Consider the following 17,922-nt stretch of genomic DNA (forward strand, 5'->3'; position numbering starts at 1 on the left):
GGGAACGCAGGAGCCGGCAGGACCCCGTCCCGGCAACCGGCGTTAGGTATTGGTTTTTCAAGTGCAAGTAGTCAGCATCAGCAGCCTCAAAGGCGGTGTCGGCAAGACATCGGTGACCACCGGATTGGCGTCCGCGGCATTGGCCGCCGGCATCCCCACCCTCGTCGTCGACCTTGATCCGCACGCGGATGCGAGTACGGCCCTTGGAGTCCGGCCGGGAGACCAGCAGGACATCGGCCGGATGCTCAAGGCTCCCCGGCGGGCCCGCCTGGCCGAAAACGTGGTCCCCAGCGGCTGGGTGGAACGCGCAGCCGCCAACGGCGGTGCTCCCGCAGGTTCCGCGCCGGCCATCCTGGATGTGGCCGTCGGCTCCGCCTACACCGGCATTTACGACCGCCCGGATCTGGGCCGCCGCGACCTGCGCCGGCTCTCCGCAGTCCTGGCCGGCGCGGAGAAGTACGAGCTGGTCCTCGTGGATTGCCCGCCCTCCCTGAACGGGCTCACCCGGATGGCCTGGTCCGCCAGCGACAAGGTCACCCTCGTGGCCGAACCGGGTCTCTTCTCGGTTGCGGGCACGGAACGCACCATGCGGGCCATCCAACTGTTCCGGCAGGAATTCGCCCCGAAACTCTCCCCGGCCGGCATCGTCGCGAACCGGGTGCGCACCGGATCCGCCGAGCACACCTTCCGGCTCGCCGAAATGGAGTTGATGTTCGGCGGGCTGCTGCTGTCACCGCACATCCCGGAGCAGGCCAACTGGCAGCAAATCCAGGGCGCCGCCCACTCCATCCACCACTGGCCCGGCGATTCGGCAAAGAACGCCGCCGCCCTGTTCGACACACTGCTGGCCAACCTGCTGGGCGCGGACGGCCAGCCGACACCTGCCCGGATCCGGGACCGCGTCAACCGCTAGCCACGCCCCGCAAAAAAACGAAAAGCAACGCGGGGTCACTTACCGCCCATCAATCATGCCGTGATGGCGGCAAGTGACCCCGCGTTGCTGTTTGGTGCAGCGGGGGCCAGTGCGGCTGGCGGCCGGTGCCTAGCCGATCTTGCGGGTGGCCCGGCGCTTGCTGAGTTCATCGTCCGGGAACGACTGGACGCCGGCATGTTCGCTCGGCAGCGCCGCGAGGCTGCCTTCCACTTCCCGCCAGACACGGCCGACGGCGATGCCGAAGACGCCCTGTCCGCCCTGGACGAGATCAATGACTTCATCCGCCGAGGTGCACTCGTACACACTGGCGCCGTCGCTCATCAGGGTGATCTGGGCGAGATCCTCGACGCCGCGTTCCCGGAGGTGCTCGACGGCGGTCCGGATCTGCTGCAGGGAAACGCCGGTATCAAGGAGGCGTTTGACGACCTTGAGGACCAGGATGTCGCGGAATCCGTAGAGGCGCTGGGACCCTGAACCTGCGGCACCGCGGACGGCGGGCTCGACCAGACCCGTGCGTGCCCAGTAGTCCAGCTGACGGTAGGTGATGCCTGCCGCCTTGCAGGCCGTCGGGCCGCGGTAGCCCGCGTCCTCGTCCAAAACAGGGAGATCCTCGGTGAACAGCAGGCCCTGGGCACCGCTAGCGGGCACGGCTACACCAGCCGTCGAGGGCTGGTTGAGCTCGCCTGCTTCGCCTTTCGGACTCACGTGGATCCTCCTTGTCATGGCTCCCCTGCGGAAAATGCAGTAACAACCAGTTATCCCTAGCGAAAAGAAACCACGGGTGGATAAAATTCATCCGTGTCATTTCGCCGGGGCTGCACCTTCCAGTGTGACCTGAGCGGTTGTTGCGTGCAATGGGAACTTGTACTTCTGACGTTAGGCCTGCCGGGGCCCAAGGTCAAAGACGTTCGGGGTATTGCCGGGGCGTGTCGAAACTTTCATCCTCGACTTTAACCTTCGCGTGGTGCGGGCCCGCTCAGCCGGCGAAGTCTTCAGGCTCGACGTCGTCGAGGAACTCGCGGAAGCGGCGCAGCTCCCCCTCCTCGTCGACGGCGGGACCCGGGTGGGTGTCTTCGCCCTCGTCGTGTTCGGTGATCCGCACCCCGGCCTCTTCCATCACGGCGTCGGCGCACCAGATCCGGCACTTGGCGCGGAGGGCCAGTGCGAGGGCGTCGGAGGCCCGGGAACTGACCGTGGTCCCGTTCTCGAACTGGAGCTGCCCGTAGAAGATGTTGTCCTCCACGGCCACGATGTTGACGCTGACGATCGTGTGTCCGAGGGTTTCGACGACGTCGATCAGCAGGTCGTGGGTCATGGGGCGCGGCGGCACGACCCCCTGCTGGGCCAGGGCGATGGCGCTGGCCTCCGGGGTGCCGATCCAGATCGGCACGTGCCGCTCCCCGTGGATCTCCTTGAGCAGGACCAGCGGCTGGTTGGACGGAAGCTCAATCCGCACGCCTACAATTTCCACCTCAATCATCAGATGTCCATCCTCGAGATGCGGTCTTGGACCAGGGCCCGGTGCAGCGTCAGGCACAGCTCGCTGATCTCCCGGGCCGCCTCGGCGGCGCGGGCATGGGAGGCGGCATCCTTGCGGGAGGTCAGGGTGGCCACCGCACGCTCCACCAGCCCGAATTCGCGTTCGGCGGCGGCCTGGAACGGCCGCAGGTGGCGTGGTTCCAGTCCGTGGCTTTCCAGCTGGACGCAGGCGCGTGCCACCTGGAGGGCGTGCTCATCGAATTTGCCGTTTACATGGCCGATCAGGCCGTAGCTCAGGAGCGATTCCAGCAGGGGCACGCTGGCGCCGGACTCGGTCCGGAGTTGTGCCTCGCTGAGCCGGCGGACCCGGTTCTGGAGTTCGGAGGCCAGTTCCTCGGAGACGATCCGCGGCGAGACCGTAACGCCGGGAGGCAGGTTGTCCGGACGTTCGCCGCGGTCGATCGCGTCAAGGTAGTCCTTGATGACCTTCAGCGGCAGGTACTGGTCCCGCTGGAGGGCAAGCACAAAACGCAGCCGCTCGACGTCGTTCTCGGCGTACTGCCGGTACCCGGCGGGGGTCCGCTGGGGGTTGATCAGTCCTTTTTCCTCAAGGAACCGGATTTTTGACGCGGTCATGCTGGGGAAGTCGTCGCTCAACTGAGCCAGGACTTCCCCGATGTTCAGAACCTGGGGTCCGCGCCGTTCCGCTTGTGCCATGGCCACAGGCAGCTACCCCGGAATCAGACGTTGCCTGCTGCGCGGGCAGGGCTCAGGTAGAAGGTGAGGCGGAACTTCCCGATCTGCACCTCGTGGCCGGACTTCAGTTCGACGCTGTCGACGCGGTCGTGGTTCACGTAGGTGCCGTTCAGGCTTCCGGTGTCCACGACTTCGAAGCTGCGTGCCGTGCGGCGGAACTCGACGTGCCGGCGGGAGACCGTGACGTCGTCGAGGAAGATGTCGGCGTCCGGGTGCCGGCCCGCCGTCGTGATGTCCGAGTCCAGCAGGAAGCGGGCGCCGGTGTTGGGGCCGCTGTGCGCGACCAGCAGGGCGGAGCCGTAAGGCAGCGCCTCGACGGCGGCCCGCTCCTCAGCCGAGAGCTTCGGGGTGATGGTCGGTTCGTCGCGGACCGGCGTGAGGTTGATCGACGTGGTCTCCGAAGCCTTCACTCCACCCGTGCCAAAACCGTCACCGGTGTTGTTGCGTTCGTGCCCAAACATTGATTCCTCCATTCGCTGCAGGTGTCCCCCCTGCAAACAACGCATGCCGTCCGGAAGTGCCTGGCAAATCCGGGATTCAACCCTTCGGCGGGGCGTTGTCTGGCTGGTTTCCCAGCGGTGAGAACAACGACCCGGCCCGAAAGGGCTTTAGCTTTAGCCTACCTGTTGTTCGTACTCCGATGCACTGAGGAGTGACTCGATCGCGTCGGCTTCTGCCAGCTTGATTTCCATCAGCCAGCCCTCGCCGTAGGGATCCGAATTGATGAGGGCGGAATCGGTGTCCAGGGCCTCGTTCCGGGACACGACTTCGCCGGAAACCGGGGCGTAGATGTCGCTGACGCTCTTGGTGGACTCGACCTCCCCGACGACGTCGTTTGCCTTGATCGTCGTGCCCACCTCAGGCATCTGGGCATAGACGACGTCCCCAAGGGCGTCCTGGGCAAAATCAGTGATGCCCACGCGCACGACACCGTCGGCGTTCGGGGCGGAAACCCACTCGTGTTCTGCGGTGTAGGACAGCTCTTCGGGAATGATGCTCATGACGGGCCTTTCATCGGGTCAATCACCAATATCGACGGCGGGCACGTGAACTGTCCGCCGCTGAAAGTATAGGCATATCCGGTCGGGCCCGGGGAGGACTCTGGCATGATGGGGCGATGACGGAAATCCCCGGTAACGGCTAGGCAATGCCCGAACTTCCGGAAGTGGCAGCCCTGACGGACTTCCTCGCCGCGCACCTGCTCGGCGCTGCTGTCACGAAGATCCAGGTCGTCTCCTTCGCGGTGCTCAAAACGGCGGATCCCCCCATCTCCGAACTGGAGGGCCGGACCGTGACCGGGGTGCGCCGCTTCGGCAAGTTCGTCAGTCTGGAGGCCGGCGGGCTGTCTTTTGTCTTCCACCTGGCGCGGGCCGGCTGGGTCCGCTTCACCGACACGCCCACGGGCACCCCCCTGAAAATGGGCACGGGGCACATTGCGGTGCGGCTGTCGTTTTCCGGCGGCTCCGGTCCCCTCGATTTGGACCTGACCGAGGCCGGCACGAAGAAGAGCCTGGCGGTGTACGTGGTCCGGGATCCCGCCGACGTTCCCGGCATTGCCGCGCTGGGACCGGATCCGTTCAGTGCAGGGTTCGACGTCGGTGCCCTGGCGGGGATCCTCAGTTCCAGTTCCCAGCAAATCAAGGGCGTGCTGCGGAGCCAGGGCGTCATCGCCGGCATCGGAAACGCCTACAGCGACGAGATCCTGCACGCGGCCAGGATCTCACCCTTCGCCCTTGCCCGGTCCCTGGACCGGGATGCGGTCCAGCGGCTCTACGACGCGATCCACGGCAGCCTCGGGACGGCGCTGCGGAAAGCCAGCGGCAAACCGCCCCAGGAACTCAAGGACACCAAGCGGAGCAACATGAGGGTCCACGGGCGGGCCGGTGAAGCGTGCCCGGTGTGCGGGGACACCGTCCGCGAGGTGTCCTTCGCGGACACGTCCCTGCAGTACTGCCCCGGCTGCCAGACGCAGGGAAAGATCCTGGCCGACCGCCGGACATCGCGTTTCCTGAAGTAGCCGCCGTTACCAGGGGGTAACGTCCTCGCGGCTGTAGTGCCCCACGACGTCGAACCATCGCTTCGCGGTCATGCAGCGACCCAGGTCGACGTCTGCGACAACGATCCCTTCCTGATCATAGAGAGGCTCCCGCGTTGCTACATCCGTTGCTGCATCCTGGTTAAACAGCAAAGGCCGTTTCCGGATTTCTCCGGAAACGGCCCCTGACCTGCGGTTTCTATGGTCGGGCTGACAGGATTTGAACCTGCGACCCCTTGACCCCCAGTCAAGTGCGCTACCAAGCTGCGCTACAGCCCGTTAGTTCCGCCGTTCTCCGCTCTCGATGTCATCCTCCTGTGTAACCAGAAGAGTTCATCTGAGCAGTCCGGCCGAACCACCTCCAAAAGCTTACACGATTCCGGAGGGTGCCCGTGACACTTTCCGCATGCCACGGGCAAGGTGTGTCGGAATTAACGCTTCTTGCCGCGCTTTTCCCGCACACGCATGTTGACCTCGATGGGCGTGCCCTCGAACCCGAAGGTTTCGCGGAGCCGGCGGGTGATGAAGCGGCGGTAGCCCGGGTCCAGGAAGCCCGTGGTGAAGAGCACGAACTTCGGCGGACGGCTGGAGGCCTGGGTGCCGAAGAGGATGCGGGGCTGCTTGCCGCCGCGGACCGGGTGCGGGTGTGCCGCGACCAGCTCGCCGAGGAAGGCGTTGAGCCGCCCCGTGGGGATGCGCTTGTCCCAGCTTTCCAGGGCCGTGTCGAGGGCCGGGACCAGCCGGTCCTTGTGCCACCCGGTCAGCGCCGAGATGTTCACGCGCGGCGCCCAGGCCACGTGGGCCAGGTCCTGCTCGATTTCACGCTCCAGGTAGATGCGACGCTCGTCGTCCAGCAGGTCCCACTTGTTGAACGCGAGAACCAGGGCCCGGCCGGATTCGATGGCCAGCTGCAGGATGCGGACATCCTGCTCGCTGAGCACTTCGTCGACCGCGAGGAGCACGACGGCGACCTCCGCCTTTTCGAGCGCGCTCTGCGTGCGCAGTGAGGCGTAGAAATCCGCGCCCTGGGCCATGTGCTGGCGGCGGCGGATACCGGCGGTATCAACGAAACGCCAGGTGCGGCCGCCGAGCTCGATGAACTCATCGACCGGGTCACGGGTGGTGCCGGCGGTGTTGTCCACGACAACGCGCTCGGAACCGGCCAGCTTGTTCAGCAGCGAGGACTTGCCCACGTTCGGGCGCCCGATGAGGGCAATGCGGCGCGGACCGCCGGAGCGCTCCAGGCCCTCGATGGTGGAGAACTCGGGAAGAGTGTCCATGACGTGGTCCAGCAGGTCGGCGACGCCGCGGCCGTGCAGCGCCGAGACCGGGTAGGGCTCGCCGAAGCCGAGGCCCCAGAGCGTTGCCGAGTCGGCTTCCTGCGCGAAGTCGTCGACCTTGTTGGCCACCATGATGACCGGCTTCTTGGACTTCCGGAGCATCTTCACGACGGCTTCGTCGGTGGCGGTGGCGCCAACGGCGGAGTCGACGACGAACAGCACGGCGTCGGCGAGTTCCACGGCCATCTCGGCCTGTTCGGCGACGCGGGCGTGGATGCCGCGGGCATCGTGCTCCCAGCCGCCGGTGTCGACGACCGTGAAGTTCCGGCCGTTCCAGGTGGCCGAGTACATCACGCGGTCGCGCGTGACGCCGGGGGTGTCTTCCACCACGGCTTCGCGGCGGCCGAGGATGCGGTTCACCAGGGTGGACTTGCCCACGTTGGGCCGGCCGATGATGGCCAGGACCGGATCAAGCTTGACGGGGCCGTCGAAATCCTCGTCGTCGTACTCGCCGCTCAGGAGGGCGGCGTCGTCTTCGTCCAGATCGTAGTCGTCCAGGCCGGCCCGGAGGGAGGCCGCACGGACCTCGGCTTCCTCATCGTCCAGGGCGGCGAGGTGCTCGGCCACCTGGTCCGTGCCGGTGGGCGTGTATTCGTCTTCGCCGGCGCCAAATTGGCCGGAGGTTTGAGTCGTATCGCTCATTGCACATTCCTTATGGGGTGATCTGCCGGCGTCCCGGCTACTGCTTCATGACGTTCTTGCGGGGAATCCGCGTCGGGCAAGGGCTGCCCTGTTCTTAGGATCGAGTCCTGGACATGGCGGGCCAGCGCGGCGCGGATCTCGGTTCCGGCCCTGTCCATTGAAACACGCCCGGTCTCGCCGGGCCTGCGGCTGACATTGAGGGCTCCGCCGAAGCTGACGTGCAGCCTCCGGCGCGGCCGGGGAACGGCGTCGAGGTGTTCGCCGCCCATCCGGGTCCCGAGGATGGCCACGGGCACCACGGTTGCGCCGGAGTTCAGCGCGAGCCAGGCCACCCCCTTGTTGATGGCGGAGGCCTCTCCACTCCCCCGCGTCCCTTCGGGAAGAATGCCGACGCACCGTCCGGCGTCGAGCACGGCCTTGGCCGCGAGGAGGGCCGCCCGGTCGCCCGTGCGGTCCACCGCCAGCTGCCCGGAGGCCCGCAGCACGCGGCCGAGGAAGCCGGTGAACATTTCCTTCTTGACCAGGATGTGCATGGCGCGCGGGGACGCCCCGAACATCACCGGTCCGTCCAGGAAGCTGATGTGGTTGCCGGCGAAGATCACCGGACCCGTCGCCGGCACGTTCGACCGCCCCGTGACCGACGTCCGGTAGAGGACGTGGTTCAGGGCCCAGCCCACGGGCCGGCTCCAGAGGGTGGTCCAGCGGGCCGGCAGCCCTGCCGGGGACGGAACAGCCTGCTTCTGCCCGGCGTCAGTCACGGTTGAGCACCTGATGGTTCACGATGCGGTTAACGATGCTGAGCGCGGCATCGACGGTCTCGGCGAAGTCGAGCTCCGAGGAGTCCAGCGTCACCACACCGTCAGCGGCCCGCGTGAAGTTCACCACGGTCGAGTCCTTCGCGTCGCGCTGGGTGACCTGCGCGGCGAGCTGTTCGGCGTTCTGGCTGCCGCCAAGCTGGATGCCCCGGCGGCGTAGGCGCGCCTCCTCGCTCGCGGTGAGCAGCATCCGCACCTCGGCGTGGGGCGCGACGACGGTGGTGATGTCGCGCCCTTCGACCACCATGCGGCGGTGGTGCTTTTCGATCAGCTCGCGCTGCCGGCGGATCAGTTCCGTGCGGGCGCCCAGGGTGGTGGCGACGGCGCTGACGGCGGCGGAGATCGACGGCTCGCGGATCGCGAGGGTGACATCGGTGCCGCCGACCAGCACGTATTCCTCCAGCGGGCTGGTGCTGATTTCCAGCGGCAAGCTCTTGGAGGCAGCCTCGACGGCTGCGCCGTCGTCCAGGTCCGTGCCGCTGTCCAGGCAGAACCAGGTCAGGGCACGGTACATGGCGCCGGTGTCGAGGTAGGCCAGTTTGAGCCGGCGTGCCACCTCTTTGCTCACGCTGGACTTGCCCGATCCGGACGGCCCGTCAATGGCGACGACAAGGCTCTTCCCGGGGCGCAGGACGTCCACGGTTTCGATAAGTTCCTGGGTCATTACTGGAGTACCCGCCATCCACGGTCGTTCAGGGCTTCTATTAACAGTTCGTGCTTGTTCGGCAGCACGGAGATTTCCACCATGCCCACGTTCTGGCCCGAGGAGTGGTCCAGCCGGAGGTCCTCGAGGTTGACGCCGATCTCGCCGATCTCGGTCAGGAGCCTGGCGATCTGTCCGGGCGTGTCGTCGACGAGGACCGTCAGCCAGGAGTACGCCTGCGGCGGTCCGCCGTGCTTGCCCGGGATGCGGGCCTGGCCGGCGTTGCCTTCGCTGATCAGCTGGGCAAGGTCGAGACGGGCACCGGGCGCCGTCGGGTCCTCCAGCGTTCCGATGAGCCGGTTGAGGTCCTCGCGGAGGCCGTGCAGGATCTCCACGACCTTGTCCGCGTTCGCGCCGAGGATCTGCACCCACAGGGTCGGATCACTCGCCGCGATCCGGGTGACGTCCCGCAGGCCGTTCCCGGCGAGGGACAGCGCATGCAGCGGGGTGCCCTGCAGCCGGCTGGCCACGAGCGAGGACACCACCTGCGGCACGTGCGACACGAGCGCGACGGCCTCGTCGTGTTCCTCGGCCGCGAATTCAGAGACGACGGCGCCCAGGTCCCCGGCCAGCGCGCGCGCAGCCTGCAGGGACTGGGGCAGGGTCTCCTCCGAGGGGCACAGGACCCACGGCATCGAGGTGAACAGCTCGCCGCGGGCAGCGACGGGGCCCGACTTTTCACGGCCGGCCATGGGGTGGGTGCCCACGTAGCGGCCGAGGTCGGCGCCGCGGGCGCGGAGCTCGGCCTGGATGCCCGCCTTCACGCTGGCGATATCCACGACAGTGGCCGCCGGGTAGTCCTGGAGGGCGCGTTCCACCACGTCCGCCGTGACATCGGGCGGTGCGGCGACCACGACGAGTTCCGGCTGCTCGCCGTCAAGGCGCGCCAAAGGCAGGCCCGCGCCGATGTCGACGGCGACGGCCTGGTTGGTGGGCGAAGGGTCGGAGAGGAAGACTGCCACTCCGCGGCCCCGCAGCCCCAGCCCGATGCTGGTGCCCAGGAGCCCGGTCCCCACGACCACCACCGGACCGTTAAGGTGGCCGCGGCCGTGGGTGCGAAAGGCGGACATGCCTACAGCCCTACGGATGCCAGCAGGTGGCCGACTTCCTGCTTGCCGAGGTTGCGGATGCTGCCCTGGCGCTGGTCGCCCAGGCCGATGGGGCCGACCTTCACCCGGACCAGGCGCAGCACCGGGAAACCGACGGCATCGAACAGGCGGCGGACAATCCGGTTTTTGCCCGAGTGCAGCACGACCTCGATCAGCACGTGGCCCGGGGTGGAGTCCACCAGCTTGAAGGAGTCAACCGACGCGATGCCGTCCTCGAGTTCGACGCCGGCCTTGAGCTCGGCGCCGATGCCCTGCGGGAACGGCCCGCGGACCTGCACCAGGTAGGTCTTGGGGACTTCGTAGGAGGGGTGCGTCAGGCGGTTGGCCAGTTCGCCGTCGTTCGTCAGCAGCAGCAGGCCCTCGGTGGCAACGTCGAGGCGTCCGACGTGGAACAGGCGTTCGCCGTGGTTGTTGCGGACGAAGTCGCTGACGCAGGGACGGCCGTCCGGGTCTTCCATCGTGGAGACAACGCCCTTGGGCTTGTTGAACACCATGTAGACCATGTTCTCGTCGAGCTGGATGCGCAGGCCGTCCACGTGGACCACGGCGGTCTTCGGGTCGATGCGGACACCGAGCTCTGTGACGACCTGGCCGTCGACCTCAACACGGCCCTCGGCGATCATTTCTTCGCAGACGCGCCGTGAGGCGACGCCGGCCGAGGCCATGACCTTCTGGAGGCGGATGCCGTCCTGGTCGTGCAGTTCGGACTGGGGCACCTCGGCGCGGGGGCCGCGCTTGCGGGCCGGCTTGCGCACTGGTCCGAGGTTCTGGCCGAAGCGTTCGCTGCCGAAGGCGCGGGAACCGGTGGCCTTGGCCGCTCCGGCGCCGATGCGCGGCTTGGGCTTGAGGGCACCAGGGGTGCCGGGGGCCTTGCCGAAGCCAGGCTTGCGGGCGGCGGCCTTGCGGGCTGCTTCCTTGCCGGAGGGCGCCTTGGACTTCCAGTCGCCGGAAACTGTCCTTTTTGTAGACGACGCTGCCGTCGGCGTGCCGTCGGGACCCTGCAGGTCCGGATCGATGAAGGCCTCTTCGCGGGGCTTGGGGTGCTTGAAGGTGCGGTCTCCGCCGCCCTTGAAGCCTGCTCCCCCGCTGCGGCTTCCGCTGCCCTGTGCGCCGCGGCCTGAACCGCCCTTGTAGTCGGCTCCGCCGCTGCGGCCTGCGCCGCCCTGTGCGCCGCGGCCGGAGCCCTGACCTCTGCTTTGTCCGGCACTGCTTTGTTCGGCACTGTTGCGTCCCGAACTGTTACGTGGTGAACCCTGGCGTCCCGCCTGTGTCATGACCCGTCCTTCGTTTATTGGCCGACGGCCGCTGTCTCCCGACAACACCCGCCTGCTGGGGCAAAAAGCTTCTGCCCCGGTGGATACTCGTGCGCAGGCAGTTGTTCCTGCCTACATTCTTGCTGCGTCGTAGAATTCTTCGATGCCTTCCAGCCCCGGAAGATGGGGTGAAAGTTGCGGCAGTTCCGCCACCGAGCCGATTCCCATCCGCTCCAGGAAATACGACGTCGTACGGTAGAGGATGGCCCCGGATTCAGGATCAGTTCCCGAGTCCTCGATCAGCCCCCGCTGCGTCAGCGTCCGCACGACAGAGTCAACATTAACTCCTCGAATTGCAGACACCCGCGCCCTTGATACGGGCTGGCGGTAAGCGATCACGGCGAGCGTTTCGAGCGCCGCCTGCGTCAGCCTGGCTGTCTGTCCCTCCAGCACGAACCCGCCGACAATATCGGCGAACTCGGCGCGGGAATAGATCCGCCAGCCTCCGGCGATATTCCGCAATTCAAAGCCCCGGGGGGTGGCACTGAAGCCGTTGAAACTGGCGTCGTGCACATCCGGGGCATTAACAGTATAACCGTTATACTCCCGCTGCAGTTCCGTGAGCAGTTCCTCGACGACGTCGACGGTCAGGTTAAGCCCGGAAGCGAGCCCGGCCGCCGTCGCCGGTTCGTCGATCACCATGAGGACGGCTTCAAGGGCGGCGCGGGCTCCACCGGGGAGGCTGCCGACGCCGGGCGGGCCGGTGCCGTCGGGACCGGCGTCGGGTGTTTCATTCACGGCTGCTCCTCATATTCGTCGCTCAGGTCGTCGCTGCTCCAGGACCCGCCGTCGGCGGTCCAGCGGACGGTCAGGTCGCCCAGCGGCTCCAGCTGCTCGAAGGCCACCGCCTTGTCCCGGAACAGCTCCAGCAGGGCCAGGAAGCGTGCCACCACGACGAGCGTGGACTCGGCGTCGGCGATCAGGGTCCGGAAAGTGAGTGGGGCGCCGCGCTGCAGCCGCAGGCCGAGCAGTTCGGCCTGCTCCTTGACGCTGACGGGGGTGCCGTGGAGGTGGGCGAGGCCGATCTCGGTGGGCGCTGCGTCCTTGGCCTCGAGGGCCTTCCCGGCCAGGGCGGCGAACTGCTGCGGGGTGTGCTTCCAGAGCAGCTCCGGAAGCAGGGCCGCGAAGTGCCCTTCAAGCGCGACCTGCCGCGGGTAGCGGCGGCCCTCGAGCTCGAGGGTGGAACCCATCATGCCCGCCACCTGCTTGAACGCCTTGTACTGCAGGAGCCGTGCGAACAACAGGTCCCGGGCTTCCAGCAGGGCAATGTCTTCCTCGTCCTCGACTTCGCCGGAGGGCAACAGCCGGGCTGCCTTGAGGTCGAGCAGGGTGGCGGCGATGACCAGGAATTCGCTGGCTTCATCAAGCGCCCATTCCTCGCCCAGGTTCTGCAGGCCCTTGATGTACTTGATGAACTCATCGGTGACGGTGGACAGCGCCACGTCCGTGATGTCCAGCTGGTGCTTGGAGATCAGGCCCAGAAGGAGGTCGAAAGGGCCGGTGAAGTTGGCCAGCCTGACCTCGAAGCCGGGTTTCTTCCCGGCCGGCGAAAGCTCCGCCGTCGGGGTCCCTGTTGCTGCCACGGCCCTGACTAGGGCGCGCCGCCGCGCGAGATCAGCTCTTTGGCCAGGTTGCGGTAGGCGTCGGCGCCGATGTGGTTGCCGGCGTAGCTGGTGATCGGCTCGGCCGCGACAGTGGCGTCCGCGAACTTGATGGACCGCTTGATGACGGTTTCGAAGACTTTGTCGTCGAAGGCCTCCACCAGGCGGGAGATCACCTCGCGGCTGTGCAGCGTGCGGGCGTCGTACATGGTGGCGAGGACGCCGTCGACCTGGAGCCGCGGATTCAGCCGGTCCTGGACCTTGTCGATGGTCTCCACCAGCAGGGCGACGGCGCGTAGCGCGAAGAACTCGCAGATCAGCGGGATGATGACGCCGTGGGCGGCCGTCAGGGCGTTGACCGTGAGGAGGCCCAGCGAGGGCTGGCAGTCGATCAGGACGACGTCGTAGTCATCCTCCACCTTCTTCAGGGCCCGGTCCAGCACCTGTTCGCGGGCCACCTCGTTGACGAGCTGGACCTCCGCGGCGGAGAGGTCGATGTTGGCCGGGAGCAGGTCCAGGTTTTCCACGCCGGTCTTGTGGATGGCATCGCGGATGTCGACCTTGCGGTCCATCAGGACGTTGTAGACCGTGAGATCCAGTTCGTGAGGATTGATGCCGAGGCCGGCGGAGAGTGCACCCTGCGGGTCGAAGTCCACGACCAGCACACGGCGGCCGAATTCGGCCAGCGCCGCGGCAAGGTTGATGGTGGAGGTGGTTTTCCCCACCCCGCCCTTCTGGTTGACCATGGCAATGACCCGCGCGGGTCCGTGGGATGACAGCGGTGCCGGCTCCGGAAAGTCGCGTTGAGGGCGCCCGGTGGGGCCCATGACGGCGTCTTCCAGATCGAGTTCGGTGCCTTCCAGAGTTGCTGAACCCTGTTCGCTGCTCACGTATCTATCCACACTTTCGATGACGGTGATTGTCGTGCCTGGTGATTGTCGTGCCTGGTGATTGTCGTGCTGGTAGTTTTCACGCCTGGTACTACTGCCGCCGGACGTCCAGCGACGATCTTATTCCTCCCAAGGCTACAGCGCCCGACACGGTATTCCGCGGACCTTGACAGCGGCCATTATTTGAGCCTCAACCTTCTGGTAGAAGTCGAAGGTTCCTGCGGCGGCGCGAAAAACCGCCCGGACGCTTGCGCGCGTCCGGGCGGTCATTGGTGGTTCGCGACGGGTGCTGGAACAGCTCAGGCGTTGGCCAGCACGGGCTGTGCCGGTGCCGGCGTTTCCTCGTGTGTACCGTGTCCGGCGATCATGGTCTGCTCGTCGAAGGGTTCGCTGCCGGAGAGGACCCGCTCGACCTGGGCGCCGTCGATCTCCTTGACCCAGGTGCCGATCAGGACGGTGGCGACAGCGTTGCCGGTGAAGTTGGTCAGGGCGCGGGCCTCGGACATGAACCGGTCGATGCCGACGATCATGCCGACGCCGCCGAGCAGTTCCGGCTTGTGGGCCTGGAGCCCGGCAGCCAGCGTGGCCAGGCCGGCGCCGGTGACACCGGCAGCGCCCTTGGAAGCGATGATCATGAAGATCAGCAGCGAGACCTGAGCGCCGAGGTCCAGCGGGGTGCCCATGGCGTTGGCGACGAACAGGGACGCCATGGTCAGGTAGATGGCGGTGCCGTCGAGGTTGAAGGAGTAGCCGGTGGGGACCGTGACGCCGACGACCGGCTTGGACACGCCAAGGTGTTCCATCTTCGCGATCAGCCGGGGCAGGGCGGCTTCGGAGGACGACGTGGAGAAGATCAGCAGGTATTCGCGGCCAAGGTACTTCATCAGGCGGAAGATGTTGAGGCCGGCGACGACCTTGAGCAGGCCGCCGAGGATCACGTCGATGAACAGTGCGCAGGTGATGTAGAAGGCGCCCATCAGGGTGGCCATGCTGAGGATGGCCTGCATGCCGGTGGCACCGACGACGGCGGCGATCGCGCCGAAGGCTCCGACCGGGGCCAGCCACATGATCATGACCAGGATGCGGAAGACGAGGGCCTGGCCGTAGCCGACGGTCTTGAGGATCGGAGCGCCCTGGGCGCCCATCTGCTGGAGGGCGAAACCGACCAGCAGCGCGGCGAGCAGGGTCGGCAGGACCGGGATGTCACCCGGGATGATGCCGAGCAGGAATTCGACCGTGCTGTCCGTGGCGGCCTTCTTGCTCGGGTCGTAGGGGGCGAGCTTGAGGCCCTCGCCCGGGTGGATCAGGTTGCCGACGACGAGGCCGATGGCCAGCGCGAAGGTGGACATCACCATGAAGTAGCCCAGGGCCAGGCCGCCGACCTTGCCGACCGTGGCCGCCTTGGCGATCGAGCCGATACCCAGCACGATGGTGCAGAAGATGACCGGGCCGATCATCATCTTGATGAGTTTGATGAACCCGTCGCCCAGCGGCTTCAGGGACTTGGCGAACTCGGGGAACATCAGCCCGACCAGGGCGCCGAGGATGACGGCCGCGATGACCGCGATGTAGAGATAATGGGACTTGTCGAGACCCTTGCGCTTCTTGACCGGCGTCGCGGCCAATGCCGCCGACTCTCCTCTTTGAGAGGTCATGGTGTTCTCCTTGGATAGTCTGGACGTCGGTGCGGCACAGGCTGTGGGCCCATCACGTCCGTTCTGCGTGTTCCACCATCATTGGGGATGGAGTGACGCGCATCACCGTTGCGTTCATATTGGTCATGGAAGGTGTGGATGATCCACCGCTGGAGCATCGCCAGACGGCTGTTTGTGGCCCATCTGCTGTTTATGCTGACCCTCACGGCGATCGTGGGGACGGCGACGTTCGTTGATGCGCGCGACCACGCCTACGATGAGGCCGGCCGGCGGATGGCCGCCGTCGCGACCTCGGTGGCGGACAACCCCCTCGTGCTGGAGGCGGCGGACGCCGCCGATCCCACCGCCCTGCTGCAGCCGTATGCCCTGAAGGTGACGGAGGACGCGGACGCGGATTTCATCACGATCATGGCGCCGGACCGGACCCGGTGGACCCACCCCCGGGACGAGGAACTCGGGAAGCCCTATATCGGCTCGATCGACGCCGCCCTGAACGGGCAGGTGTTCACCGAGATGACGGCCGGCACCCTCGGACCATCGGTGCGGACCATCGCCCCGGTCCGGGACTCCGACGGCACCGTGCGGGCGCTGGTTGCGGCCGGCGTGACCGTCCGCACCGTGGACATCGCCGTCTCCGGCAGGCTGCCGGCGCTCGTGGCCATCGGCCTGGCCCTCCTGGCCGGCGGAGCGGCGGCGTCCTGGCTGCTGGGGCGGTACCTGCGCCAGGTCACCCGCGGCTGGGGACCGGAGCAGTTGGCGCAGCTCTTCGCCTACTACGAATCGGTCCTGCACTCGGTCCGCGAAGGTGTCATCCTGATCGATCCCAGGGGCAAGGTGGTGATGTACAACGACCAGGCCGCCGAACTGCTGGGGCTCACCCCGCGCGCGTCCGACGGCGGCGGCTCACCCGGCCCATCCGACGGCCGCGGGCGGCAGGAGGCGCCGTCGCTCGCGGAGCTCCCGCTGGCCCCCAGCCTCAGGGAGCTGTTCGAATCAGGCCGGACCGCCCTCGACGAGATCCACCTGACCGGCTCGCGGGTCCTCGTGGTGAACCAGGGGCCGGCCGTCGGGCCCGGTTCTGCCGGCGGGCGCGGCAGCGCGGCCGTATACGGGACCGTGGCCACGATCCGCGACCGCACCGAAATCGAGTCGCTGGGCAGCGAGCTGGAAACCATGCGCACCCTCTCCGATGCACTGCGCGCTCAGACCCACGAGCACGCCAACCGGCTCCACACGATCGTTTCCCTGATGGAACTGGGGCGCGGCACCGAAGCCCTGGCCTTCGCCACCCAGGACCTAGAGCTGAGCCAGCGGCTGACCGATGACGTGGTGGGCTCCCTCGAGGAGCCCGTGCTCGGCGCGCTGATCATGGGCAAGGCCGCGGAGGCCCACGAGCGGGGCGTCGAGCTGACCCTGAACACCGCGGGGACCGGGAGCGGCCCGGCGGGCGTGTCCGGGCTGGCCGTACAGGACCTCGTGGCGATCCTGGGCAACCTGCTGGACAACGCCATCGATGCCGCGGCCGAGGCCCCGGCCCCGAAACTCGTCGAGCTCACGGTGGAAACGTCCCCCGGGGCCCTGGAGATCACGGTGGAGGACAGCGGGCCTGGGATCGACCCGCAGGCCGTCGAGGACATCTTCCGGCACGGCTTCAGCACCAAAGCCCCGGGGCCGTTCGGGCGGGGCCTCGGCCTGGCCCTGGTCCGCCAGGCCGTGCAGCGGCTCGGCGGTACCATGACCATCACCAGCCCGGCCGGGGCGCTGTTCCGTGTCACACTGCCAACGTCGCCGGCGGCATTAACTGCGACAGCGCCGGCGGCACCACTGACCAGCAAGGGACAGCAATGAGCGACATCCGTGTACTCGTCGTCGAAGACGAGCCCATCGCCGCGGCGGCCCACGCCGCCTATATCGGCCGGCTGGAGGGATTCACGCTGGCGGGCACGGCCCCGGACGGGCAGTCAGCGCTCCGGCTGATGACGGACTTCGCGGCGGCCGGCACACCGGTGGATCTGGTCCTGCTGGACATGAACCTGCCGGACCTGCACGGCCTCGACATCGCCCGGCGGATGCGTGCCGCCGGGCTGTTCGCGGACATCATCGCCATCACCGCCGTCCGCGAACTGAACATCGTCCGCAGCGCTGTGGCCACCGGCGTGGTGCAGTACCTGATCAAGCCCTTCACCTTCGCCACCTTCGCGGACAAGCTCGGCAGCTACCGGCTCTTCCGGGAGCAGCTGGCCTCCCCCGCCGCCGGTCACGCCGGTCCCGGCGCATCGCAGAGCGACGTGGACCAGGCCTTCGCGAGCCTGCGAGCGCCCTCGGAGCTGCCCCTGCCCAAGGGGCTGGCCGCGTCCACGCTGGAATCGGTGCAGGACTTTATGAAGCTGCAGTCCGGGGCCGTGTCGGCGAGCGAGGTGATGGACGCCCTGGGGATGTCCAGGGTGACCGCACGGCGCTACCTCGAATATCTCGCCGACGCCGGCACGGTCACCCGGACCGCGCGCTACGGAGCGCCGGGCCGGCCGGAGAACGAATACCGCTGGACCCGGACGGCGTCGTAAGCCTTCCGCTCCCGTCGAGTGTGCATTTCGCGGCAATAACTCTCAAGAACACTGCCGCGAGGTGCACACTCGGCGTCGGGGCTGGG

The 17,922-nt window shown here is 67.3% G+C and carries 18 protein-coding genes and 1 tRNA gene; 4 read left to right on the forward strand and 15 right to left on the reverse strand.

The window, feature by feature from the left end; translation table 11 throughout:
- Positions 1-61 precede the first annotated feature (61 nt).
- Positions 62-913: a ParA family protein gene (locus ABIC21_RS03575; RefSeq protein WP_354349029.1), complete on the forward strand. Its 852-nt coding sequence runs from the start codon at positions 62-64 to the stop codon at positions 911-913.
- A gap of 129 nt (positions 914-1,042) precedes the next feature.
- Here ABIC21_RS03575 and ABIC21_RS03580 read toward each other — a convergent pair whose 3' ends face one another.
- The 5 genes from ABIC21_RS03580 to gcvH form a co-directional block, all read right to left on the reverse strand.
- Positions 1,043-1,639 carry a MerR family transcriptional regulator gene (locus ABIC21_RS03580; RefSeq protein ID WP_282383637.1) on the reverse strand — a complete coding sequence of 199 codons (597 nt, stop codon included), beginning with the start codon at positions 1,637-1,639 and terminating at the stop codon, positions 1,043-1,045.
- A gap of 271 nt (positions 1,640-1,910) precedes the next feature.
- Positions 1,911-2,414, reverse strand: a complete 504-nt coding sequence (locus ABIC21_RS03585) for a bifunctional nuclease family protein (protein ID WP_354349030.1) — start codon at positions 2,412-2,414, stop codon at positions 1,911-1,913.
- On the reverse strand, positions 2,414-3,130 hold the full coding sequence (ftsR, locus tag ABIC21_RS03590; RefSeq protein WP_354349031.1) for a transcriptional regulator FtsR: 717 nt from the start codon (positions 3,128-3,130) through the stop codon (positions 2,414-2,416). The genes ABIC21_RS03585 and ftsR overlap by 1 nt, the downstream gene beginning before the upstream one ends.
- Positions 3,131-3,153: 23 nt before the next feature.
- A complete protein-coding gene (locus tag ABIC21_RS03595; RefSeq protein WP_354349032.1) occupies positions 3,154-3,630 on the reverse strand; it encodes an FHA domain-containing protein in 477 nt (158 codons plus the stop codon).
- Positions 3,631-3,783: 153 nt separating this feature from the next.
- Positions 3,784-4,170, reverse strand: coding sequence for a glycine cleavage system protein GcvH (gcvH, locus tag ABIC21_RS03600; RefSeq protein WP_354349033.1), 387 nt, complete (start codon positions 4,168-4,170; stop codon positions 3,784-3,786).
- A 146-nt stretch (positions 4,171-4,316) separates the two neighbouring features.
- On the opposite strand from gcvH, the gene ABIC21_RS03605 reads away from it, so the two are divergent.
- Entirely contained in the window at positions 4,317-5,186 is an 870-nt protein-coding gene (locus ABIC21_RS03605) for an Fpg/Nei family DNA glycosylase (protein WP_354349034.1), read from the forward strand.
- Positions 5,187-5,406: 220 nt separating this feature from the next.
- Here the strand turns inward: ABIC21_RS03605 and ABIC21_RS03610 are convergent.
- The 10 genes from ABIC21_RS03610 to ABIC21_RS03655 all read right to left on the reverse strand — a co-directional run bounded on the left by ABIC21_RS03610 (position 5,407) and on the right by ABIC21_RS03655 (position 15,272).
- A tRNA-Pro gene (locus ABIC21_RS03610) sits at positions 5,407-5,483 on the reverse strand.
- A 152-nt stretch (positions 5,484-5,635) separates the two neighbouring features.
- Complete coding sequence (gene der, locus ABIC21_RS03615) at positions 5,636-7,186, reverse strand: ribosome biogenesis GTPase Der (protein WP_354173381.1); 1,551 nt, start codon at positions 7,184-7,186, stop codon at positions 5,636-5,638.
- The gene (locus tag ABIC21_RS03620) at positions 7,183-7,863 is read right to left on the reverse strand and encodes a lysophospholipid acyltransferase family protein (protein WP_354349074.1); all 681 of its coding nucleotides are present in this window, start codon (positions 7,861-7,863) and stop codon (positions 7,183-7,185) included. The genes der and ABIC21_RS03620 overlap by 4 nt, the downstream gene beginning before the upstream one ends.
- A gap of 73 nt (positions 7,864-7,936) precedes the next feature.
- Entirely contained in the window at positions 7,937-8,665 is a 729-nt protein-coding gene (gene cmk, locus ABIC21_RS03625; protein ID WP_354349035.1) for a (d)CMP kinase, read from the reverse strand.
- Positions 8,665-9,774, reverse strand: a complete 1,110-nt coding sequence (locus tag ABIC21_RS03630) for a prephenate dehydrogenase (RefSeq protein WP_354349036.1) — start codon at positions 9,772-9,774, stop codon at positions 8,665-8,667. The genes cmk and ABIC21_RS03630 overlap by 1 nt, the downstream gene beginning before the upstream one ends.
- Before the next feature lie 2 nt (positions 9,775-9,776).
- Complete coding sequence (locus tag ABIC21_RS03635) at positions 9,777-11,087, reverse strand: pseudouridine synthase (protein WP_354349037.1); 1,311 nt, start codon at positions 11,085-11,087, stop codon at positions 9,777-9,779.
- A gap of 111 nt (positions 11,088-11,198) precedes the next feature.
- Entirely contained in the window at positions 11,199-11,864 is a 666-nt protein-coding gene (gene scpB / locus ABIC21_RS03640; RefSeq protein WP_354349038.1) for an SMC-Scp complex subunit ScpB, read from the reverse strand.
- Complete coding sequence (locus ABIC21_RS03645; RefSeq protein WP_354349039.1) at positions 11,861-12,709, reverse strand: segregation and condensation protein A; 849 nt, start codon at positions 12,707-12,709, stop codon at positions 11,861-11,863. Before ABIC21_RS03645 ends, scpB begins: the two co-directional genes overlap by 4 nt.
- An 8-nt stretch (positions 12,710-12,717) precedes the next feature.
- Positions 12,718-13,617, reverse strand: coding sequence for a ParA family protein (locus ABIC21_RS03650; protein WP_354349040.1), 900 nt, complete (start codon positions 13,615-13,617; stop codon positions 12,718-12,720).
- 299 nt (positions 13,618-13,916) lie between these two features.
- Complete coding sequence (locus ABIC21_RS03655) at positions 13,917-15,272, reverse strand: cation:dicarboxylate symporter family transporter (RefSeq protein ID WP_354349041.1); 1,356 nt, start codon at positions 15,270-15,272, stop codon at positions 13,917-13,919.
- Positions 15,273-15,410: 138 nt separating this feature from the next.
- On the opposite strand from ABIC21_RS03655, the gene ABIC21_RS03660 reads away from it, so the two are divergent.
- Both ABIC21_RS03660 and ABIC21_RS03665 read left to right on the forward strand, forming a co-directional pair.
- Positions 15,411-17,120: a sensor histidine kinase gene (locus tag ABIC21_RS03660; RefSeq protein WP_354349042.1), complete on the forward strand. Its 1,710-nt coding sequence runs from the start codon at positions 15,411-15,413 to the stop codon at positions 17,118-17,120.
- Positions 17,117-17,836, forward strand: coding sequence for a response regulator (locus ABIC21_RS03665; RefSeq protein ID WP_354349043.1), 720 nt, complete (start codon positions 17,117-17,119; stop codon positions 17,834-17,836). The genes ABIC21_RS03660 and ABIC21_RS03665 overlap by 4 nt, the downstream gene beginning before the upstream one ends.
- Positions 17,837-17,922 lie beyond the last annotated feature (86 nt).

The organism is Pseudarthrobacter sp. PvP090, assembly GCF_040547365.1.
Classification (GTDB): Bacteria; Actinomycetota; Actinomycetes; order Actinomycetales; family Micrococcaceae; genus Arthrobacter.